At 71.5% G+C, this 20,431-nt stretch carries 24 protein-coding genes; 14 read left to right on the top strand and 10 right to left on the bottom strand.

The genetic code is table 11. The annotated features are described in order from the left end of the window. Nucleotides 1-342: 342 nt before the first annotated feature. A complete protein-coding gene (locus ACFY1H_RS11175; protein ID WP_386946165.1) occupies nucleotides 343-1,752 on the bottom strand; it encodes a PLP-dependent aminotransferase family protein in 1,410 nt (469 codons plus the stop codon). Between the two features lie 106 nt (nucleotides 1,753-1,858). On the opposite strand from ACFY1H_RS11175, the gene ACFY1H_RS11170 reads away from it, so the two are divergent. Further along, nucleotides 1,859-2,500, top strand: a complete 642-nt coding sequence (locus tag ACFY1H_RS11170) for a hypothetical protein (RefSeq protein WP_366577731.1) — start codon at nucleotides 1,859-1,861, stop codon at nucleotides 2,498-2,500. Here the strand turns inward: ACFY1H_RS11170 and ACFY1H_RS11165 are convergent. Together ACFY1H_RS11165 and ACFY1H_RS11160 are read right to left on the bottom strand one after the other, a co-directional pair. Further along, a complete protein-coding gene (locus tag ACFY1H_RS11165; protein WP_366577729.1) occupies nucleotides 2,497-3,039 on the bottom strand; it encodes a Clp protease N-terminal domain-containing protein in 543 nt (180 codons plus the stop codon). The genes ACFY1H_RS11170 and ACFY1H_RS11165 overlap by 4 nt on opposite strands. Beyond that, a complete protein-coding gene (locus tag ACFY1H_RS11160; protein ID WP_004559389.1) occupies nucleotides 3,039-3,248 on the bottom strand; it encodes a sigma factor-like helix-turn-helix DNA-binding protein in 210 nt (69 codons plus the stop codon). Before ACFY1H_RS11160 ends, ACFY1H_RS11165 begins: the two co-directional genes overlap by 1 nt. Nucleotides 3,249-3,333: 85 nt before the next feature. Here ACFY1H_RS11160 and ACFY1H_RS11155 point away from each other — a divergent pair, with 85 nt between their 5' ends. Then, a complete protein-coding gene (locus ACFY1H_RS11155) occupies nucleotides 3,334-4,107 on the top strand; it encodes a hypothetical protein (protein WP_386946162.1) in 774 nt (257 codons plus the stop codon). A 60-nt stretch (nucleotides 4,108-4,167) separates the two neighbouring features. Further along, nucleotides 4,168-4,845, top strand: a complete 678-nt coding sequence (locus tag ACFY1H_RS11150) for a DUF998 domain-containing protein (protein WP_386946160.1) — start codon at nucleotides 4,168-4,170, stop codon at nucleotides 4,843-4,845. A gap of 1 nt (nucleotide 4,846) precedes the next feature. Here ACFY1H_RS11150 and ACFY1H_RS11145 read toward each other — a convergent pair whose 3' ends face one another. Next, entirely contained in the window at nucleotides 4,847-5,875 is a 1,029-nt protein-coding gene (locus tag ACFY1H_RS11145; RefSeq protein ID WP_386946159.1) for a D-cysteine desulfhydrase family protein, read from the bottom strand. Between the two features lie 134 nt (nucleotides 5,876-6,009). On the opposite strand from ACFY1H_RS11145, the gene ACFY1H_RS11140 reads away from it, so the two are divergent. The 3 genes from ACFY1H_RS11140 to ACFY1H_RS11130 are packed head-to-tail and all read left to right on the top strand — an operon-like array spanning nucleotide 6,010 to nucleotide 8,769. Beyond that, on the top strand, nucleotides 6,010-7,383 hold the full coding sequence (locus ACFY1H_RS11140; RefSeq protein WP_366577721.1) for an amidase: 1,374 nt from the start codon (nucleotides 6,010-6,012) through the stop codon (nucleotides 7,381-7,383). After that, complete coding sequence (locus ACFY1H_RS11135) at nucleotides 7,380-7,922, top strand: TetR/AcrR family transcriptional regulator (RefSeq protein ID WP_386946861.1); 543 nt, start codon at nucleotides 7,380-7,382, stop codon at nucleotides 7,920-7,922. Before ACFY1H_RS11140 ends, ACFY1H_RS11135 begins: the two co-directional genes overlap by 4 nt. 1 nt (nucleotide 7,923) lies before the next feature. Further along, nucleotides 7,924-8,769, top strand: coding sequence for an oxygenase MpaB family protein (locus ACFY1H_RS11130; RefSeq protein WP_386946157.1), 846 nt, complete (start codon nucleotides 7,924-7,926; stop codon nucleotides 8,767-8,769). Here ACFY1H_RS11130 and ACFY1H_RS11125 read toward each other — a convergent pair. After that, nucleotides 8,751-9,302, bottom strand: a complete 552-nt coding sequence (locus ACFY1H_RS11125) for a CGNR zinc finger domain-containing protein (RefSeq protein WP_386946155.1) — start codon at nucleotides 9,300-9,302, stop codon at nucleotides 8,751-8,753. The two genes, ACFY1H_RS11130 and ACFY1H_RS11125, sit on opposite strands and share 19 nt — an antisense overlap. Before the next feature lie 55 nt (nucleotides 9,303-9,357). On the opposite strand from ACFY1H_RS11125, the gene ACFY1H_RS11120 reads away from it, so the two are divergent. Further along, complete coding sequence (locus ACFY1H_RS11120; RefSeq protein WP_386946153.1) at nucleotides 9,358-10,212, top strand: alpha/beta fold hydrolase; 855 nt, start codon at nucleotides 9,358-9,360, stop codon at nucleotides 10,210-10,212. A gap of 309 nt (nucleotides 10,213-10,521) precedes the next feature. On the opposite strand, the gene ACFY1H_RS11115 is transcribed toward ACFY1H_RS11120, so the two are convergent. Continuing rightward, complete coding sequence (locus ACFY1H_RS11115) at nucleotides 10,522-11,379, bottom strand: LLM class flavin-dependent oxidoreductase (RefSeq protein WP_386946151.1); 858 nt, start codon at nucleotides 11,377-11,379, stop codon at nucleotides 10,522-10,524. Between the two features lie 11 nt (nucleotides 11,380-11,390). Next, on the bottom strand, nucleotides 11,391-12,410 hold the full coding sequence (locus ACFY1H_RS11110; protein ID WP_386946150.1) for an aldo/keto reductase: 1,020 nt from the start codon (nucleotides 12,408-12,410) through the stop codon (nucleotides 11,391-11,393). 171 nt (nucleotides 12,411-12,581) lie between these two features. Here ACFY1H_RS11110 and ACFY1H_RS11105 point away from each other — a divergent pair, with 171 nt between their 5' ends. Genes ACFY1H_RS11105 through ACFY1H_RS11090 form a run of 4 tightly spaced genes read left to right on the top strand, consistent with a single transcriptional unit; the run spans nucleotide 12,582 to nucleotide 16,080 of the window. Beyond that, entirely contained in the window at nucleotides 12,582-13,997 is a 1,416-nt protein-coding gene (locus ACFY1H_RS11105; protein WP_386946148.1) for a hypothetical protein, read from the top strand. After that, nucleotides 13,994-14,395 (top strand): FixH family protein, encoded by a 402-nt coding sequence (locus ACFY1H_RS11100; protein WP_386946146.1) that lies wholly within the window; start codon nucleotides 13,994-13,996, stop codon nucleotides 14,393-14,395. Before ACFY1H_RS11105 ends, ACFY1H_RS11100 begins: the two co-directional genes overlap by 4 nt. 13 nt (nucleotides 14,396-14,408) lie before the next feature. Then, entirely contained in the window at nucleotides 14,409-15,539 is a 1,131-nt protein-coding gene (locus ACFY1H_RS11095; RefSeq protein WP_386946144.1) for a hypothetical protein, read from the top strand. Then, nucleotides 15,532-16,080 carry a hypothetical protein gene (locus ACFY1H_RS11090; RefSeq protein WP_366577702.1) on the top strand — a complete coding sequence of 183 codons (549 nt, stop codon included), beginning with the start codon at nucleotides 15,532-15,534 and terminating at the stop codon, nucleotides 16,078-16,080. The genes ACFY1H_RS11095 and ACFY1H_RS11090 overlap by 8 nt, the downstream gene beginning before the upstream one ends. A gap of 212 nt (nucleotides 16,081-16,292) precedes the next feature. On the opposite strand, the gene ACFY1H_RS11085 is transcribed toward ACFY1H_RS11090, so the two are convergent. Then, complete coding sequence (locus ACFY1H_RS11085) at nucleotides 16,293-16,553, bottom strand: DUF397 domain-containing protein (protein ID WP_366577701.1); 261 nt, start codon at nucleotides 16,551-16,553, stop codon at nucleotides 16,293-16,295. A 252-nt stretch (nucleotides 16,554-16,805) separates the two neighbouring features. Between ACFY1H_RS11085 and ACFY1H_RS11080 the strand changes: the two genes are divergently transcribed. Together ACFY1H_RS11080 and ACFY1H_RS11075 are read left to right on the top strand one after the other, a co-directional pair. Then, nucleotides 16,806-17,057, top strand: coding sequence for a hypothetical protein (locus tag ACFY1H_RS11080; protein ID WP_386946142.1), 252 nt, complete (start codon nucleotides 16,806-16,808; stop codon nucleotides 17,055-17,057). A 4-nt stretch (nucleotides 17,058-17,061) separates the two neighbouring features. Next, nucleotides 17,062-17,316, top strand: coding sequence for a hypothetical protein (locus ACFY1H_RS11075; protein WP_285970871.1), 255 nt, complete (start codon nucleotides 17,062-17,064; stop codon nucleotides 17,314-17,316). A gap of 62 nt (nucleotides 17,317-17,378) precedes the next feature. Here ACFY1H_RS11075 and ACFY1H_RS11070 read toward each other — a convergent pair whose 3' ends face one another. Next, nucleotides 17,379-18,227, bottom strand: a complete 849-nt coding sequence (locus ACFY1H_RS11070) for an SAM-dependent methyltransferase (RefSeq protein WP_386946139.1) — start codon at nucleotides 18,225-18,227, stop codon at nucleotides 17,379-17,381. A gap of 169 nt (nucleotides 18,228-18,396) precedes the next feature. On the opposite strand from ACFY1H_RS11070, the gene ACFY1H_RS11065 reads away from it, so the two are divergent. Next, nucleotides 18,397-19,551, top strand: a complete 1,155-nt coding sequence (locus ACFY1H_RS11065) for a glycosyltransferase (protein WP_386946137.1) — start codon at nucleotides 18,397-18,399, stop codon at nucleotides 19,549-19,551. Here the strand turns inward: ACFY1H_RS11065 and ACFY1H_RS11060 are convergent. Next, nucleotides 19,508-20,365 (bottom strand): helix-turn-helix transcriptional regulator, encoded by an 858-nt coding sequence (locus ACFY1H_RS11060; protein WP_364044700.1) that lies wholly within the window; start codon nucleotides 20,363-20,365, stop codon nucleotides 19,508-19,510. The two genes, ACFY1H_RS11065 and ACFY1H_RS11060, sit on opposite strands and share 44 nt — an antisense overlap. Between the last annotated feature and the right edge of the window lie 66 nt (nucleotides 20,366-20,431).

Genomic DNA, 20,431 nt, shown 5'->3' with positions numbered 1-20,431 from the left:
CCCGACCGGCCGACCGCGCCCGGCCGGATCGGGTCCTGGTCCCGGCGCCGCGCTGCCCCCGCGGCGCCGGGACCCACAACGGGCGTGCTCCGGAGGTTCCCGCTCACCGCGCCGAGCGGGAACCTGCGCCAACCGAAGCCCGCCTGAGCCGTCGGCGCTTCCCGGCACGTCGAGGGGCTGTGCCGGGAAGCCGCCGCGGCGCCCGCTCTGAACGGAGCGGGTGACGAACAGCCGGTGCGCCGGATGCGACCACCACCATCCCTGGAGTGGTTGGAACATCCGGTGCACCGGCTGTTTATCTTTTGAGCCCTGGCCCGGGAAACGCTGCCGCACCAGCGAAGCTCAGGTCACCGGCACGTTCGCCGCCGGCACATCCGCGTAACCGCGCACCGACTCGACGGCCAGGCTCAGCCGCCGCACGGCCTCCAGCAGCTGGTCGGGCGGCAGGCCGAACGGCAGCCGCAGCCAGCGTTCGAGGCCGCCGTGCACGCCGAAGCGTGAGGCGGGCGCCAGCTGCACGCCGTGGTTCGCCGCCGAGACGGCGAGGCGCGTGCTCATCGGTTCCGGCAGGCGGCACCACAACGACAGGCCCCCGGCCGGGACCTCGAACGTCCACTCAGGACAGTAGGCGTGCACCGCGTCGATCAGGGCATCGCGCTGCAGCCGGAAATCCACCCGCCGCTGGGCCAACGCCGCGTAACCGGCCGGCTCCAAGAGCGAAGCCAGCACCAGCTGGTCGAACACCGGCGCCCCGAGGTCCACGGCGAAGCGCGACGACAGCAGCCGGTCGAGCAGGTCGGCTGACGCGCGGATCCAGCCCAGCCGTAGCCCGCCCCACTGTGACTTCGCGGCCGAGCCGACCGTCAGCGCCAGGTCCCCCGCGAACGCGGCCAGCGGCGGCGGCGCGTCGAGCGGATCACCCTCGTAATCCAGCTCCACCAACGATTCGTCGACCACCACGGGCGTGCGCGAGCGCGCGAGGAGGCCGCCGAGGCGTTCGCGGCCCGCGGCGTCGAGGCGCAGGCCCGTGGGGTTCTGGAAGTCGACGACGAGGTAGCCGAACCGCGGCGACGCCTGGCGCAACGCGGCCTCGATCCCCGTGAGATCCCAGCCGCGCACGGGGTCGAGCGCCACCGGCACGGGCAGTGCGTGCGCGGCGCGTACGGCGTCGATCGCGTTCGGGTAAGTCGGCTGCTCCACCAGCACGCGGTCGCCCGGGCCGGCCAGCATGCGCAGGCACAGCACGAAAGCCGAGTACGCGCCGGCCGTCAGCATCACCTGGTCCGGAGTCGTCGGCAGGCCGCGCGCGGTGTAGCGCTCGGCGATCCGCTCGCGCAGCAGCGGCAGGCCGCCGGTGAGGTACCCGTTGCCGCTCAGGTGCTCCACGAGGTCGCGCCGCGCGGTGTCGACGGCGTTGATCAGCCCCGGCAACGCGGGTGGCGCGGCCCGGGCCAAGTCGATCAGGCCGTCGCGTTCGTGCTGGGCCGGCGCGGCCGAACGGTGGCCGGCACCGGAGATCCACGAACCGGCACCGCGACGGCTGGCGACGACGCCGGTGGCACGCAGCCGGTCCAGCGCCGCGCCGATGAGGGTGCGGCTGACGCCGAGCGCGTCGGCGAGCTCGCGCTCCGCGGGCAGCCGGGTGCCGATGGGGAGCTGGCCGTCGAGCACTTGCAGCTCGACGGCCGCGGCCAGATCCGCCGCCCCCTGCCGGGAGCCACGGCGGCGCCACTCCCCCAGCAACACGGCCAATCGGGTACCAGAGACACGGCTACCCAGCGGAAGATGCGAGGTCATAAGACCAATTATCCGACATTGGCCATGGATTACCAGTCCACTTGTCGCCGATAGTGGAGAAGTGGCAGTTGTCGACCTCAGTCCCCTCAGCGTCCGCCGGGCGCCCGTCCGCCGGGGTGCCCAGCTTCTGGCCGGCCTCGCGCTCTACGGCGCCAGCATGGCCATGCTCACCCGCGCCCACCTGGGCCTCGACCCGTGGGACGTGCTCCACGAAGGCCTCACCAAGCTCACCGGCCTGAGCTTCGGCACGGTCACGGCCATCGCGTCGGTGTTCGTGCTGCTGCTGTGGATCCCGCTACGCCAGCGGCCCGGCATCGGCACGGTGGCCAACGTCGTGGTGATCTCCGTGACCGTCGACGCCGTCCGCGCGGTGCTGCCCGACCAGCACACGCTCGCGTTGCAGATCCTGCTGCTCGTCGGCGGTGTGGTGCTCAACGCCGTGGCCACCGCCGTCTACGTCGGGACTCGCCTCGGCCCCGGTCCGCGCGACGGGCTGATGACCGGCCTCACCGCGCGCACCGGCTGGTCGGTGCGGCTGGTGCGCACCGGGATCGAGGTGACCGTGCTCGCCGTCGGCTGGCTGCTCGGCGGCACCTTCGGCGTGGGGACCGTGCTCTACGCGCTCACGATCGGACCACTCACGCAGGCCCTGTTGCCCCTGGTCACGTGGCGGACCGGGCGCCGCGAAGAGCAGCAGCACTAGCCGGCCTCCCGCTGGCCGACCACGCGGCGCACCGACACGTAGTCGACGCCGTGGGCGGCCAGCAGGTCGGGCACCGGGCCCTTCTGCTGCACCAGCGCGAGCAGCAGGTGCTCCTGCCCGAGGTGCTTGTCGCCCAGCTTCACGGCTTCGCGCAGGCTCAGCTCCATCGTCCGCTTCGCGTCGGCCGCGAACGGGATGTGGCCGCGTTTCGCGCGTCTGCCGCCACCGGCGAGCGCACCCGGGCCGTGGGTCTCCTCGACGCGCTCGACGATCTGCTCCACGTCGATGCCGAACTCGGTGAGCGCGGCGACCTCGGCGTCGCTGATCCCGCCGCGCCGGCGGATGCGGTCGAGCTCGCCCAGCACGTCTTCCCGCGACACGCCGAGCTCCTGCAGCAGCCGCAGGCCGGCGCCGTTTTCGGTGCGGGCGAGCCCGGCCAGCACGTCGGTGAGCTCGATCTGCCGCGCACCGGCCTCGCGCGCCACGATCTGGGCCTCGACCACGGCCAGCCGCGCGTCGAGCGTGAACCGTTCGAACATCAGTGCCTCCCGTACTTCTTGTGGACGGCCTGCCGGCTGACCCCCAGCTCGGCGGCGATCTCCTGCCAGGACCAGCCGTGCACGCGGGCGCTGCGCACCTGCACGGCTTCGAGTTGTTCCAGGAGCCGACGAAGCGCCGCGACCGCGCGAAGCCCCACTCTGGGATCACGGTCGCCCGCCCTCGCGGCCAGGTCTGTTGCTTCGGTCATGATGTCAATCTAGGTTGACACACCACGTCTGTCAACCGAAGTTGACAGACCGGTCGCGGTCAGCCGTTCGGGTTAGCATCGGGTGATGCCCGAGATCGCGATCGCGGAGCGCGCGGGAGTAGGCGCGGACGGCCTGCCTCGCGCGAGCGAAGACCATGTCGTGGTGCTGGACAACGCCGTGCTGCTGCTGGACGGCGCCACGTCACCGAGCCCCGACCTGCCGCCCGGCGGCTGGTACGCCGACCTGCTGGTGCGCCGGCTGGCGGACGAGCTGAGAGAAAGTCCCAAGGAAGACCTCGCCGTGGCGCTGGCGTCGTCCATCGCCGGGGTCGCGGCGGAGCACGGGCTGGAGCCCGGGCACTCGCCGTCGAGCACCGTGTCGATCCTGCGCTGGGACGCGGCCGAGGTCGAAACCCTTGTGCTGGCGGACAGTCCGGTTGTCGCGTTCGGACAGTTCGGCGTCGACGTCGTGGCCGACGACCGGCTGGTCTCCCTGCGCGACGGCGGCCTGCTGCAGACCGGCGCCGACGTGCGCCGCCGCCGCAACGCCGAAGACGGCTTCTGGGTCGCCGAAGCCGACCCCGAGGCGGCGGCGAAGGCCGTGCGGCGCTCTTGGCCGCGCCCCGAGGTCGACGCCGTGCTGCTCGCCACCGACGGCGTGTCCACCGGGGTCGACGACTACGGCCTCTTCGGCTGGCCCGACGTGCTGCGCCTCGCCAGGGTGAACGGCCCGGACTCCGTGCTGGACGCCGTGCGAACCGCGGAAACGCAGGATCCCGACGGTTCGCGCTGGCCGCGGGCGAAGCGGCACGACGATCAAGCCTTGGTGCTCGCCGAATTCACCAGCGAGGTCGAATAGGGGTCGAATTCAGGGTGATCCCGGATCACGGATCGCGCCGGCCCCGCAACGCTGGGGACCATGGGGATTTCACGGGGGCTGCGGATCTGGCGGATGGGCGCACTGGTGGCGATCGGGTGGGGGCTGTTCACGATCACCCTGATGCACGTGATCAGCTCCCACGACCCGATCCACGACACGTTGTCGAGCTACACCACCACCGACCCGGGCCTGCTGAGCGCGAGCGTGCTGGCGCTCGCCGTCGGTTCGCTGGCCGTGCTCGGTTGCCTGGCGGCCGGTGGCGTGCCGCTGCCTCGGACCACGCGAGTGCTGCTTTCGTTGTGGGCCTTGGGGTTGGCGACGGCCGCGGTGTTCCCGGCGAGCTACCCGCCGCACCCTGACCTGACGAGCGGCGAGATCCACCTGTACTCGTGCGTGGTGGCGTTCGCGAGCCTGCCGGCCGCGGCGCTGACGTTGCTGGAACCGTTGCGCGGCACGGCCGAGCGCGCGCTCGTGGCGCGGTGGCTGCGGTTCGGGGTGGCCGTTCTGGTGGTGTTCGGCGTGAGTTTCCTGTTCGCCCGCCTCGACGAAGCCGGGCTGCCGGTCCACACCGTCACCGAGCTGCTGCCGGTGGGGGCCACGCAACGGCTGATGCTCGTCGCGGACGTCGTGCTGCTGCTGGGCCTGGTCCGCGTGGCGGTGCGGGTCGACGCCACCCGCGCGGCGGCCGAGCTGCAACCGTCCGCCGCGCGGGACTGACTCACTCCTGCATCGCGGCGACGAACTCCGGTGCGTAGCCGTACAGCCCGGGCAGGCCGCCGGTGTGCACGAACACCACCGTCTCCTCGGGGTCGAACCGGCCGTCCGCGGCCCATTCGACGAGCGCGGCAGCGGCCTTGCCGGAGTAGACCGGGTCCAGCACCACACCTTCGGTGCGGCCGAACAGCCGCAGCGCGCCCCACGTCGACGGCGCCGGGATGCCGTAGCCCTCGCCCATGGTCGAGTCGCTCATGCGCACGTGGTCCAGCGACGGCGTGTCGACGCCGAGGAGCTGCGCGGCTGAGGTGACGAGATGGGTGAGGTTGTCGGTGGCCTCGTCGAGCGGGTGGCTCACGCAGGCGAAGTCGGCGCCGAGGTTGCCGAGCAGCGCCGTGCCGAGCGCGAGGCCGGCGGACGTGCCGCCGCTCGCGTGGGGCGCGACGATGCGGGCGCTGTCGATCCCGAGCGCCGAGAGCTGCTGCGCGAGCTCGTGGGTCGCGGACACGTAGCCGAGAGTGCCGAGCGCGTCGGAGCCCCCGACGGGGACCGTGAAGACCTTGCGGCCCTCGTAGTCGGCCGACGCGAGCAGCTCTTCGTAGGTGCGCTCGGCTTCCTCGACGGTGGCGCAGATGTGCAAGCGGGCGCCGAAGAGCAGGTCGAGCGGGATGTTGCCGGAATGCTCGTAGGCCTCGCCTTCGCGGGGCACCTTCGCCGTGAGCACGAGCTCGCAGCGCAGCCCGAGCCGCGCGCACGCCGCCGCGGTCTGGCGTCCGTGGTTGGTCTGCAGGGCGCCGAAGGTGATCACCGTGTCGGCGCCGGCGGCGAGTGCCGCACCGAGGTGGAAGTCGAGTTTGCGCAGCTTGTTGCCGCCCACGCCGAGCGGGTGGACGTCGTCGCGCTTGAGCATCAGCCGCGGCAGCCCGAGCGCCTCGCCCAGGCGCGGCGCGGCCAGCAGCGGCGTCGGCCCGGTGCCGAGCCCCGCCCGCGGGAACGCGTCGAAAACGGGAAACCGGTCGAAGTCGAACGTCATCGATCCTCCGTGGGGCTGGGGCGGGTCTCGGGCTCATCGTCGGCCTCGGGCGGGTCGGCTGTCGAACCAGGGAGCCGGAATCACAGTCCGGTGGTAACGTTCGTTCGAACGAACGAGAACCCGGGGGTGGCCCGATGACCGTCAGGACTTCCGCGTTCACGACCGTCGCCGACCAGGTGACGGCGCTCGAAGCAGGCGAAACGACCTCGGTGGCGCTCACCGCAGCGGCTCTGGAAGAGGCGCACGCGAGCCAGACCGTGCTCAACGCGTTCCGCCGGATCCGCGACGACGAAGCCCTTGCCGAGGCCGAAGAAGCCGACCGGCGCCGGGCGCGAGGTGACCGGACGCCGTTGCTGGGCGTGCCCGTCGCGATCAAGGACGACGTGGACCTCGCGGGCCTGCCGACGGCGTTCGGCTGCGCGGGTGACTTCCCGGACGCGACCGCCGACGCACCCGCCGTGGCGCTGCTCAAGCGGGCCGGCGCCGTGATCATCGGCAAGACGAACACGCCTGAGCTGGGACAATGGCCGTTCACGGAAGGGCCGGCGTTCGGCGTCACGCGTAACCCCTGGCACCCCGACCACACGCCCGGCGGGTCCTCCGGCGGCTCGGCGGCCGCGGTGGCCGGCGGGGTGGTCGCGGCGGCGCTCGGCTCCGACGGCGCCGGGTCGGTGCGCATCCCGGCGGCGTGGACGGGGCTCGTCGGCATCAAGACGCAGCGCGGCCGCGTGCCGCTCGGTGGGGAGTTGTTCCACGGCCTCACCGTGCTCGGCCCGCTGGCCCGGACCGTGGCCGACGCGGCGACCCTGCTGGATGTCACCACGGGCTCCGACGGCGTGTTCCGCGCGGCCGCCCGCCGGGAACCCGGCCGGCTGCGCATCGGGCTGTCGACGAGGATTCCGTTCACCGCAACGAAAACCAGCCTCGACCCGGTCGTCGAAGCGGCCGTGCGCAACACCGCGGAGGCGCTGGCGAACCTGGGCCACGACATCGTCGAGATCGACCCGGGCTACGGGCTCATCGGCCTCACCTTCCTGCCGCGCTCGCTCACCGGTGTGCGCGACTGGGCCGCGCGCGTGCCCGAGAAGGCCAAGCTCGACCCCCGCACGCGCGGCAACGCGCAGCAGGGCACCGTGCTCGCCGGTGCGTTGAAACTCGCCCGCGCTCTCGAACCCGCGCTGCAACGCCGCATCGGTTCCGTTTTCGGGCGCGTCGACGTGCTGCTCACCCCGACCACCGCGACGCCGCCGCCGAAGACCGGCGCGTTCGACGGCCTCACCGGCTGGCGCACCGACCAGACGATGATCGCCGCGTGCCCCTACGCTTGGCCGTGGAACGTGCTGGGCTGGCCGGGGATCAACGTCCCGGCCGGACAAACCGCGGACGGGCTCCCCCTCGGCGCCCAGCTGCTGGGCCCGTCGCACGCCGAGGAGCGGCTGATCTCCGTGGCCGCGCAACTGGAAGAGGTCCAACGGTGGCACCTGCGCCGGCCCGCAAGGGCGTGGTGAACACCCGCGACGCGATCCTGCGGGCGACGCTCGAAGTCGTCGGCGAGCAAGGGGTCGGCGGGCTCACCAACCGCCGCATCGTGGCCGCCGCGGGCGTCTCGCTCGGCACGCTGACCTACCACTTCCCCAGCCAGACGGAGCTGCTGCGCGAGGCGATGCTGCTGTTCGCCGAGGAGGAGACGGCGAAGCTCGCCGCGATCGCCGACGCGCACAGTGCGGACGGCCTCAGCCTGGAGCAGGCCGCGGCCGTGGTGGAGCACGTGATCGAGCAGCTGCCGTTCGGCACCGACGACCTCGCACCCCACGAGCTCTACCTGCAGGCCGCGCGTGATCCCGGGCTGCGCGAAGCGTCGGCGCGCTGCTTCGCGGCGTACGACGACCTGGCCACGACGATCCTGCGCGCGCTCGGCGTGCCCGATCCCGCGCGGGTGGCGGGTCCCGTCGTCGCGCTCATCGCCGGGTTGCAGCTGCGGCGGCTGTCGACGGGCACCGACGTGCCGGCCGCCGAGCCGCTGATGATGCTGCTGCGCGGGGCCTGACGTGGCGCCGCCGGTCGTGCGGGGCACCGCGGCCTGGCGGTACTTCGGTGACTTCCGCGACGTGTTGCTGGCCGGGCAGGTCCTGGTGCTGCAGGTGGCCCACCCCGTGGTGGCGGCCGGGGTGCGGGACCACTCGGACTACGTTTCGGATCCCTGGACGCGGTTGATGCGGACGGGGGCTTCGCTGTCGATCTACGTGTACGGCGGTGCTGCGGGCGCGCGGTTCGAGGCTTCGCGGTTGCGGGAGCTGCACCGGACGTTCACCGGGGTGGCCGGTGGGCGGCGGTACAGCGGGCTGGATCCGGGTGCTTACGCGTGGGTGCATGCGACGTTGGTGAAGGTTCCCGTTGATGTACAACGGTTTTTCGGGCGGCCGCTGACGCCGGGCGAGCTCGACGAGTACTACGCGCAGATGTGCGACATCGGCCGGGTGCTCGGGGTGCGGGAGCGGGATCTGCCACCCGACTGGGCCGCGTTCTCGCGGTACTACGACGAGATGGTCGCGGCGTTCCGGCCGAACGAGACGATGACGACGTTGCTGGAGACCATCCACACCGTGCCGAAACCCGTGCGGTGGCTGCCGGATCGGTGGTGGCCGCGGCTGCGGGATGCGCAGGCGGCCGGGCAGCTGTTCTTGATCCGGGCGACGTTGCCGGCGGCTTTGCGGGAGCAGCTCGGTCTACAGTGGACTTCTCGTGACCAGCTGCGGTTCGCGCGCTTCTGCCGTGTGGTGCGGATCGTCGGCTGGTTGGTGCCCGCGCCGTTGCGGACGGCGCACATGCGGTGGATCGGCAAGCTGAACGTGTGGTTGCGGGCCCATCCGTGGGCTTACCGGCTCCTGCCCTGACTCAGCCGTGCGTAGTGGGCCCGGGCTTTGGCGCGGTTGCCGCAGCGGGACATCGAGCACCACTGGCGGGTCCTTCGTGGTGACGCGTCGGCGAAGCGGAGGCCGCAGTCGTCCGCGGCGCAGATGCGGACGTCCACCGGGCTCGTCACCAGCTCGATCACGTCGGTCGCGATCAGCGCGAAGGCGGCCGCGACCGGGTTTCGCGGGGTGGGTGCCGCTTTGCGCAGCTCCCCGTCGGACAGCCGAAGGCGCGCGTTGGGCAGCGGCTCCTCGACGGCTTTGTTCACGAGCTCGACGTCAGGGGGTGCCGGCGGGGTGGTGGCCAGCCGGTTCACGGCTTCCCTGAGCCATTTCGCCGTTTCGAGGTCTTCCTGCGTGACGGGCACCGGGCCTTTGGTGAGGCCGGCGAGCGAGAGCCATTCGGCGAGGGCTTCGGGCGAGGTCAGCAGCTCGACCCCTTCGGGCTGGTAGCGGTCGCGCAGCGTGTTGACGAGGTCGAGACACGGCCGGCCACCGTCGAAAACCCACTCCATGGGGTTGATTCTAACCCTTGTCACCGGTTAGGCGCGTCCGGTAGCGTCTAACCCCATGAGCCGGTTAGAACCTTCGATGGCGCAGGTCGGCGACCTCCGGATGCACTACCTGCGCGGCGGCGACGGCCCACCCGTGTTCCTGCTGCACGGGTGGCCGCAGACGTCGCATTGCTGGCACCGCGTCGCGGGCCCGCTCGCCGAAACCCACACCGTGATCGCGCCCGACCTGCGTGGTTACGGCCGCACCGACAAGCCCCGCGGCGGCTACGACAAGCGCACGATGGCCGCCGACCTCGCCCAGCTCGCCGAGCAGCTGGGCTTCGACCGCGTGTCGGTGGTCGGCCACGACCGTGGCGGCCGCGTCGGCCACCGCTGGGCTTTGGACCGCCCGGAGCAGGTCGAGCGCCTGGCCGTCCTCGACATCGCGCCGACGCGCGAGATGTGGAAACGGCTGGATTCGGATGTCGCGAAGGGCTACTGGCACTGGCTGTTCCACCTGCAACCCGACCTGCCGGAGCTGCTGGCGGGCAGCAACATCGCCGCCTACCTGGGCTACTTCTTCGAACGCTGGACCTTCCAGCGCCAGGGCCTGCCCGCCGAGGACGTCGCCGAATACGTACGCGCCTTCTCCGCCCCCGGCGCCCTCCGCGCCGGCTTCGACGACTACCGCGCCTCCTTCCCCGACGACGCCGCCCTCGACGACGCCGACTACGCCGCCGGCAACCGCCTCACCCAGCCCGTTCTCGCCATGTGGGGCCAAGCGGGCCTCCTCGGCAAACTCCCCACCCTCGACCTCTGGCGCGACTACGCCGACAACGTCACCGGCGTCGGCCTCGAGAACTGCGGCCACTTCCTACCGGAGGAACAACCGGAGGCGGTGGTGTCGCACTTGCGTGAGTTCTTGGGTTAGCCGGTGATCGCACTTACGCGAGCTTCTCGCCTGGGCCTTGATCAGCTCGTCGGCCGGCGGCCGCGCCACACCCTCCGGGGAACGCCGGCGGCGGGGCGGCTGAGCACCCCATCCAGCCCGCGCTCCGCAACGCCGAGGCAAACGGACCGCGGCCGCTTCCCCGGAGGAGCAGCCAGAAGTCGCCGGCCAGGCGGCACATGAGCGCCGAACCGAGCCTGCGCTCAGAAACGCGAGGGCCAGGCCCGACAGCGGCCGCTTCCGGAGAGATGCCGCCGGACGTCGTCGTTGTGGGCGGCGAGGGCCGCTCGGCTAGCCCTTGATCAGCTCATCGACCACCCATTGCCCGACACCCTCCGGGAAGGGCGACGGCAGGCCGAGCACCACGTGCTCGAAGCCGGCGTCCACGGCCTCGGCGATGGCTTTGCGGGTGAGGCCCGGGTCCGCATAGGACACCGGCAGGTGGATCGAGCGCGTGATTTCCGCCGGGTCGCGGCCGATGTCGGTGCAGTAGCGGTCGAGGAGGGCGCTGCGGCTGATGCAGTCGTCGAGGTCGCCGCCGGGGATGTTCCAGACGTCGGCGTGGGTGGCGGCGACGCGGAGGGTTGCGGAGGCGCGGCCGCCGATGACGATCGGGGGGTGGGGGCGCTGTACGGGCTTGGGGTTGCCGAACGCGCCCTCGAGCTGGACGGTGTCGCCCACGAAGTCGAAGGTCGCGTCCTCTGTCCACAGGCGACGGATGACGGTGCAGGCTTCGGCGAGGGCCTGCACGGCGTGCGCGGTGTCGTGGAACGGGAGGCCGTGGGCTTCGTACTCGCGCCGGGCCAGGGGGTGGCTCGGGCGGGAGCCGACGCCGATGCCGAAGTCCAAGCGGCCGTGGGAAACCACGTCGACGGTCGTGGCGATCTTGGCGAGGACGGCGGGTGGGCGGAAGCGGTTGCTGGTGACCATGAGGCCGAGGCGCAGGCGGGAAGTCTGCGCGGCGAGAGCCGAAAGCAGGGTCCAGCCTTCGAAAATCGGCCCATCAGGGTCGCCGGCGATGGGGAGGAGGTGGTCGAAGAGCCAGGCGTGCTCGATCTCCGGCAGGGTGTCGGCTTCGCGCCAGACGCGCACGAGGTCGGCGTAGTCAACCTGCATCGGGGCGGTCATGATGCCGAACCGAGGTGACATGGGAAGTCCTTTCAGCGGCGACGCAAGGAGGGATCGAGCAGAGCGGGAGGGGTGTCGAACTTCTCGTGCGCGGCCAGGTCGACGCCGGGTGCGACGATCTCGTCGATCGCGTCCAGCACGTCGGCGGACAGCACGGTGTCGGCGGCCGCGAGGTGCGAGCGCAGGTGCTCCGGCGTGCGCGGGCCGATGATCGCGCTGGTCACGGCCGGGTGCGCGGTCACGAAGCCGAGCGCGAGCTGGATCAGCGTCAGCCCGGCGTCGGCGGCGACCTTCGCCAGGCGCTCCACCGCGTCGAGCCGGGCCCGGTTGGCGGGCAGCGTCAGGTCGAAGCGCTGCGGCAGGGCCTTCGAGCGGCTCGTGGCGATCTCGCGCCCCTCACGGACCGCGCCCGACAGCCAGCCCGACGCGAGTGGGCTCCACGCCAGCACGCCGAGGCCGTACTCCTCGGTCATCGGCAGCACGTCGGCCTCGATGCCGCGTTGCAGGATCGAGTAGCTGGGCTGCTCGGTGACGTAGCGGCCCAGATGGTGCTCCCGCGCGGCCCACTGCGCCTGCACGATCTTGTACGCGGGGAACGTCGACGAGCCGAAGTAGCGGATCTTCCCGGCGCGCTGCAGATCCGTGAGCGCGGAAAGCGTCTCCTCGTCGCTGGTCGAGGGGTCCCAGCGGTGGATCTGGTAGAGGTCGACGTGGTCGACACCGAGCCGGCGCAGGCTGTTGTCGAGCTCGCTGACGAGCCAACGGCGCGAGCTGCCCCGGTGGTTGCGCTCGTCGCCCATCGGCATGGCGGCCTTCGTGGCGAGCACGAGGTCGTCGCGGCGCCCGGCGATGGCCTTGCCGACCATCACCTCCGACTCGCCGGCGCCGTACATGTCGGCCGTGTCGACGACGTTGATGCCGCCTTCGAGCGCGGCGTCGACGATGGCCGTGGCGTCGTCCTGCGTGGTGCGGCCGATCGCGCCGAAGTTCATGGCGCCGAGCGACAGCGCGCTGACCTGCACACCAGTGCGGCCCAAGGTGCGGTACTGCATGGAATCGTCCTCCGAAGAGCAAACGGAACGTTGCTCCGCTAACCATACGGAGCAACGTTCCACTTCGCAAGGAAGCTGGTACCTAGGGGTTCGCATCCCCCGAACCGGGGATGGATCTTCCCCCGCTTCCGTGACGATTCGACCCCCGTAACCTCGATACCTTTTGCCGTGATGGGGACCACAAAGACAACGGCGCTGCTGCTGGTGCTGTGCGCGCTGGGGATCGCGCTCGGCGGCGGCACCGCGCGCGCCGACGGGGCACCGGTCGGCGCAGACATCCAGGTGGCGCAGACCCTCGGCTCGCGCGAGCTCACCGTGATCATCCGCCGGATCGACGTGACACCGGGCGACCTGCACGTCGACATCGCCACACACGCGGGCACCGCGCCCGGCCCACTGCACCTCGCGGCGGCCGCCGACGGCGTCGTGTTCTCCCGCGGCGACGTCGTGCTCGGCGCGACGCCCGGGCTCTACCCCGGCACGGTCGGCGTCGACCACGCCGGGCCATGGGAACTGCGGCTGAACGACGGGACGACCACCGCGACCATCCCGTTCGTAGTCCCGGCGCGCGTGGTGCCGCCCTGGGAGAAGGCGGCGTACGGCGGTTTCGTTGCGGCAGGGGCGTTTCTGCTCCTCGCCCTGGTCGTGGCCGTGCGGTCACGCCGCACCGCCTACGCCCTGCTGCCGGCGGGCGGGATGGTCGCGGCGCTGGCCGTCGCGGTCACCGGCGCGCTGCTGTCGACGAGCACTCCCCCGCCGCCCGCGCCGGGCGCGCAGCTGGACGCGACCGTGGACAACGTCACCGACCCGTACGCGCTGTCACGCCTGCCCGTCACGGACTACTCACGGCCACCGGTGAACCTGACCGTTGGCACGCAAGGAAAATCTCTCGATCTCCGCTTCACCGACGGGTCCACCGGCCGGCCCGCCGACGACCTCGTGATCCACGACGACGCCTTGGTCCACCTCATCGTCGTCTCCCCCTCCGGCCGGTTGTGGCACCTGCACCCGGTGCGGGTGGCGCCCGGCGAGTACCGCGTCGACTTCACCGCGCCGGAAGCCGGAACCTACGCGGTGGCCGCGGAACTCGAACGACGCGGCGGCGGCGTTCAGCTCGCACGGTCCACTGTGGACGCAAAGAGCAAAACCGGCAACCCCGCCGAAGTCCCCGCCGGACCAGGAAAACGCGTCGTCGACGGAGTGCCCGTCGACGTCACCACCACGGGCGTGCAAGCCGGCACCCCGGTCACCGTCACCGCGCACTTCCCCTCCGGCGACCTCCAGCCGTGGCTGGGCATGCTGGGCCACCTGATCGTCGTCGGGCCGCTGCCGTCGGACACCGACGTCGGCGCCGCGGCCGCCACCGCACCGACGTGGGCCCACGCGCACGCGATGCCGCCGTACGTCCCGGGCCTCACCGGCGTGCCGGACGAAACCGTCGCCGCGTACGGGCCCGACGTGCCCTTCACGTACACCTTCCCCGCGCCCGGCCGCTACCGGTTGTGGCTGCAGGCCGAACGCGGCTGGTCCGTGCTGACCGTGCCGGTGGTGCTCGACGTGCCGGCCATTCCCGGAGGGGGCCAATGAAAACGAAACGTCCAGTGGTGCTGATCAGCGTCGTCGTGCTGGTGGCCGCGGTGATCGCCGGCTGGCTGCTGTTCGGCGGCGGGCCGAGCGGTCCCACCGTGCTCAAGTCGACGACCGGGCCCTACACCGTGCAACTGTCCGCGGACGCGCCACGCGTCGGCGGCAACACGTTCGCGTTCGCGGTGACCGGTCCCGCCGTGGACGGCGTGACGGTGGAGCCGGTGATGCCGCAGATGGGCCACGCCATCACACCCGTGCCGGCGACCGCCGACGGGCCGGGGCACTTCCGCGCCGCCGACGTCGGCCTGCCGATGGCGGGCCAGTGGGAGATCACGGTCTCCCTGCGTGGGCCGGCGGGCGCCGGTCAAGTCGTGTTTCCCGTGTTGGTCAACCAGTAAGGAGGGGCTGGGGATGGATCTCACCGCGTCGGGGGCCCGGGTGGTCGCCGCGACGAGAAGGCCGGGGCTGGCGCCCGCGTGCACAGTGCTCGCGGGGTCGGTGATCTCGATGGTCGGGCTCACGTGGGACGTGCAGTGGCACGACGACGTCGGCCCGGACACGTTCTTCACGCTGCCGCACCTGTTCCTGTACTCGGGCAGCGCGATCGTCGGGCTGGCGAGCCTGGCCGTGGTGCTGCTGACCACGGCTGCGCAACGCGCCGGGCGGCCGGTGGACCCGCGCATCGGCGGCCGCGCGATCGGTGTGTTCGGCCGGACGTTCGCCGCGCCGGCGGGCTACCTCACCTCCGGCGTCGGCGCCGCGTTGTTCCTGCTCTACGGGCTGTGGGACCAGTGGTGGCACGGGCTGTACGGCTTCGACGCCGTGATCGACTCGCCGCCGCACATCGGGCTGCTGCTCTCGGTGACGCTGTCGATCATCGGAACCACGATGGTCTTCGCGGCCGCGCGGGAGCAGCGCTGGGGCCGGATCGGGGTGTTCGGCTCGCTGGCCGTGCTGATCGCGTTCAGCGCGGTGACGGCGCTGGGGCTGCAGCAGGTGGACCTCGACCCGGTGGAGGCGACGTCGGTCGGCTCCACGCTGCTGTCCGTGCTGCTCGTGTTCGCCGGCGCCGGGTTCCTGCGCCGGCCGGGCGGCGCCGTGGCAACAGCGGCGATCCTGGCCGTGATCCAGGCCGTCTTCTGGTGGTTCTCACCGTGGGCTGCGCGCGCGTACGCCGATCTCGTCGGGCTGCCGGTGCGCGACTACGTGAGCGGCGTGCCGGACATGCCCGCGCTGATGCCGATGGCGCTCCTGCCGGTGGCCGCGTTGGTGGAGGGCTACCTGCTGATCGCGCGACGGCGGGGGTGGCAGCTGGGCCGCGTGTCCGTGCTCGCGGGCGGGCTGGCCGGGCTCCTGGTCGGTGCGACCCTGCTGGTGCAGCGCGGATTGGTCTATTCCGGTCACATCGGTGACCTCACGGCGGTTCTCGCGACCGGCCTCGCCGCCGGCGTGCTCGGTTTGGCGGGCGGCTTCGCGGGCTGGCGCTTCGGCGGCATGCTCCGCCTGCTCGCCCCGGCTTCGGAGGTGCAGACCCATGCGTAAGACACTGCTGGCGCTGGGCGCGGTCATCGGCCTGCTGCTCGCCACCGCCCTGCCGGCCAACGCGTACGAGCCGGTGAACATCGTCCACACCGAACGCGTGCAGGCGGGGCCCTACGGCCTCACCGTGGGCTTCTCGACGTGGCCGCTGCGCGCCATGCAGTCGCTGGACTTCACCTTCATCCCCGACGGCGGCATCGGCACCAAAACCGGCACGCTCGCCATGCACAACCCCTCGGCCGCCGCGTTCCAACGCCCGCAGCCGCTGGCGCGCCACCCGCGCAAGCGCGACGTCTGGGGTCTGGACATCCGCGCTCTGCCGACGGAGGGCACGTGGGCGTTCCGCTTCACGATCAACGGCCCCCAGGGTCAGGGCAGCGGTGAGCTGAAGAGCCTGCCGGTGCTGTCACAGCCGGGACCGCCGATGGGGTTGAGCTGGGCGATCAGCAGCCTGCCGTTGATCGGGCTGGTCGTGCTCGTGGTCATCGCCTGGCGCCGCACGCGCGGCCGGCTGCGCGGCGGCGGGGTGCCGGCCGCCGCCTGATCCACAGCTCAGCGCGCCCCAATGTGGCGTTGGTTGCGTTCAACGCACCGAACGCCACATTGGGTGCGCTGAGTGCACCGAACGCCGCATTGGGGTGCTTTGCGCCGCACGACCACCCAGGGTCAGCGCCAATCACTCGTTCGAGTGACAGTTGGTGAAAGCCTCACGGCAAGGCCCGCACGCGGGTTCCCGCGTGAATCGCGAACCGCGCGTCAAGCGTCCGGCGGCAGGTCGAACTGCCCGGCCTTCACCGCGACCAGGAAGGCCTCCCACTCGCCCCGGTCGAACACGAAGACCGGACTGGACGCGAGCTTGGTGTCGCGCACGCCGACGAGGTCGGAACGGCCCAGGTTGACCTCGACGCAGCTGCCGCCGTTCGGCTCACTGGCGAACGACTTCTCCCAGGCAGCGTCCTCGAACAGCCCCTCGGCCGTGTCCGGGTCGTAATCCTGGAGCGACGGATAATCCGTCATGGGTCGTACCTCCGAGCCTCCTGCAGGGCGTGCGGTCGCCACACACGTCCCCGGCTTCTTTCTGTCACTACGGAGCAAACCGCAGGGCCAAGCGGGTGATCAACTCGACCCGATCTCGACATGAAGATTATTCCAGGAGTAGGATTAATCGCATCGATCGGGGCGCCAGTGGTGGGTGAATGGCTTGCTGCATTCGGCCCAGCCCACCAGTGGAGTCCACGAACCGGCACCGACCTCGGGGGGAGGGACCGCGTGATCATCCAGGACAGCATGACGGCGAACGTGCTCATGACGGGCAGGGTCGGCGAATCCCGCCGCGTCGTGCACGTGTTCGAGGTGGACGCAGCGGGTTCTTCCGCAGAGGTGCTCGCGCGGTGCGGGGAGTCGTTTCCCCGGACCCACATCGAGTGGCTGGCGCCGGGCGTGGGTATGCCGTGCGAAAGCTGTCTCGGTCTGGCCGGAGCGGATCTGCCCCGGTCACCGCTATCGGAACTGGGGGTGTGATCTCATGGCCGTCCGGCTCACCACGCTCTTCCGTCGTGAGGATGAACACACTCACGGCCGGCGTGGGATCAACCACGAGCTGCGCAGTCGCTTCGGCTTCAGCCTGATCCAGGCGCCGCTGCGCAGCCCGGTCACATGGGACACCGACCTCGACGTGCCCGCCCCGCGCCAGCCGGACCTGGTCCGCGCCACGCGGCCGCTCGAGGCGCGCGTCGACCTCGCGCCGCTCGTCCACGGGCTGGGCCCGTCCCGCGCGTAAGCGCGACACAGACCACCGAACCAGCGCGCCCCGGGCCACCCTCCCGGGGCGCGCTTTCGTCGTTACGGCTTCCGTCCGACGGCGCAGATTCCGCCGCTGAACGACGGATCGGCGGCCATGCGGTCGCTGTTGCGCGACTCGCCTTCCTCCGGCCGCCACTCCGAAACCCAGACCACCCCGGGGTCCACGAGCTCCAGGCCGTCGAAGAACTCCGCGAACTCCGCGCGCGAGCGGAAGTGGATCGGGGTGCTCGACTGCTTGTACTGCTCGTGGATCGACTCGCGGCTGTCCCCGTCCGACTCCGGCACCCCGTCGAGCGTGATGTGCGAGGCCATGAAGAACGAGCCCGACGGCACCAGCGAGAGGTACTTGCGCACCATCTCGTGCGCTCCCTCGTCACGGCCGATGAAGTACAGGACGCCGGACATGATCAACCCGATCGGGCGCTTCGGGTCCAGCACACCGGTGTCGAGCGCACGCGGCCAGATGTCACCCGGGTTCCGCAGGTCGCCGTGCAGCACCGCGTGCCGGTCGGCGACGCCCTCACGCTCCAGCAGGATCTGCGAGTGGGCGACTGCCACGGGCTCGTTGTCCACGTACACGCAGCGCGCGTCGGGGTTCACCGATGTGGCGATCTCGTGCACGTTGCCGGCCGTCGGCACCCCGGAGCCGAGGTCGAGGTACTGGTCGATGCCGTTGCGCGCCATGTAGCGCACGGTGCGGCCGAGCAGCTCGCGCCCGGACTTCGCGATGGTCTTGATCATGGGGAAGGTCTGTACCGCGCGTTCGCCGAACTCGCGGTCGATCGCCCAGTTGGCCGTGCCGCCGAGGAACCAGTCGTAGATGCGGGCCGCGTTGGGCCGATCGAGGTCGATGCCCTCCGGGGCTTCGGGATCCGGTACCTGTGTCATCAGCTGTCCCTTTCCGACCCGCGGTGTGCTGGTGCGGACCAGTCTGCCGATCTCCCGGCGCGTCCCGCAGCCGACCCCCGATCGAGTGACACCTGATCGGGGGGCCCGGCGGCGAAAGCCCAGGAGAACGGAGAGACCGGCCCCGTCGTCAACCACTACTTTGCCGGGAATGCGCTTCCTCTTCACCTTCGTCGGCGGCCGGGGCCACTTCGATCCGATGGCACCCGTCGCGCGGGCCGCCGCGGCGCGGGGGCACACCGTCGCCGTGGCCGGGGCGGGCAGTCACGTGCCGCCGATCGAGCGCGCGGGGTTCACAGCCCTGGCCACGAGCGCACCGCGCGCTCAGACCGCGTCGACGCGCGAGCCGCTGCCGCCGGTCGACCCGGCGCGTGACGACTGGGAGATCCAGGAGCTCTTCGCGCGCCGTGCCGGCCGCGAACGTGCGGGGAAGCTGCTGGAGATCATCCGCGACTGGCGGCCCGACGTCGTGATCCGCGACGAGGTCGACTTCGGCGCCGCGATCGCCGCCGAACAGCTGGGCGTGCCGTGCGTGAACGCTCTCGTGCTGGCCGCGGGAACGTTGCTGCGCAAGGAGCTCGTGGCCGAACCGCTGCACGAGCTGCGCGCCGAGCACGGCCTGCCGACGGACCCCCAGCTGACGATGCTGGAGGGGCAGCTCGTGCTCTCGCCGTTCCCGCCGTCAGTCCGTGACCCGGCCTCGCCGTTGCCGCCCGGTGCGTTCTCCTTCCGCCAGGGCGACCCGATCCCGCCGCAGCCACCGCACGAGCCGCCCGGCGTGTACTTCACCCTCGGCACGGACTTCAACACCGCGTCCGGCGACCTCTTCGAACGCACGCTGGCAGGGCTCGCGCGGCTGACCGCGGACGTGACCACCACTGTCGGCACCCAGCTCGACCCGGCCGTCTTCGAGCCGCAACCCGCGCACGTCCGCGTGGAACGGTTCGTGCCCCAGGCCGAGCTGCTGCCGTCGATCGACCTGGTGGTGTCGCACGGCGGATCGGGCAGCCTGCTGGGCGCGCTGGCGCACGGCCTGCCGTCGCTCGTGTTCGCCATGGGCGCCGATCAGCCCGGCAACGCCCGCCAGACCACCCGGCTCGGCACCGGCATCGCGCTGGACCCGGAAACCGCGACACCGGACGAAATCCACGACGCGGCCGCGCGGCTGCTCACCGAACCGCGGTGGCGCGAGGCGGCTCAGCGCGTGCAGGAGGAGATCAACGGCCAGCCCGGCGCGGAAGAAACCGTGCCACTGCTGGAAATCACTGCGACATCTGCGCCCGGTAGCCCTCGGCGAGCTCCTTGAGGAACTGGCGCGTCTCGCCGCGCTCCAGTGCCGCACCGCGCAGCCGGTCCCACGAGTCGACGAAGATGTTGAAGTCCTTGACGTCGTCGAGGTAGAGGCCGCCCGCGGAGTGTTCGATGTAGACGAAGTCCCGCGTGCGGTCGGGGAAGCGCATGATCGTGAAGTCGTTGGGCACCGCGGCGAGCTTCGCGCCGAAAGGCAGCACGTGCACGTACACGCGGGGGTAGCGGTCGAGCGCCAGCATGTGCTCGACCTGGTCCAGCATCACGGCCGGCGCCGTCCCGCCGGGAGCGCGGCGCAGCGCGCCCTCGCTCACGATGAACCGGTAGTACGGCGGCTGCTGCTGGTCGAACACGGCCTTGCGGTCGAGCCGGTTGCGCACGAGCGACGTGACGTCGGTCGCGCCCGCCTCGGTGAACTGCTTGAGCATGTAGTGCTCGGACTGCAGCGGGCCCGGGATGCGCTCACCGTGCCAGGTGAGGATCTCCGCCGCGGCCGGCTCCAGGTCGGTGAAGGTGCGGAACCAGTGCGGCACCACCGAGCGGTAGCCCGACCAGTGACCGCGCTGCCCGGCGGCGGCGCGGGCCAGGTTCATCAGGGTGTCGGCTTCTTCGCCGTTGATCCCGAACGCGTTCAGCATCGATCGCACATCTCCGAGCTTGACCCCCACTGCTCCGGACTCGATCTTGTTGACCTTGCCCTGGGTGCAGCCGAGAACTTCGGCGACCTGCTGCTGTGTCATCCGCGCGGCGTTTCGAGCATGCCGGAGCTCGTTGCCGAGCTGCTTCCGGCGCGAGGTGACGGTGCTCGCCATCAGCCTTGCTCTCCCGGACCACTAACCGCCGGAGCGGTCTCTCGACCACTGCCGACGCGCGAACGT

Source organism: Amycolatopsis sp. NPDC001319, assembly GCF_042896185.1.
Classification (GTDB): Bacteria; Actinomycetota; Actinomycetes; order Mycobacteriales; family Pseudonocardiaceae; genus Amycolatopsis.
The sequence above is the reverse complement of the archived record's forward strand: the minus strand, read 5'-3'. Positions and strand labels throughout refer to the sequence as shown.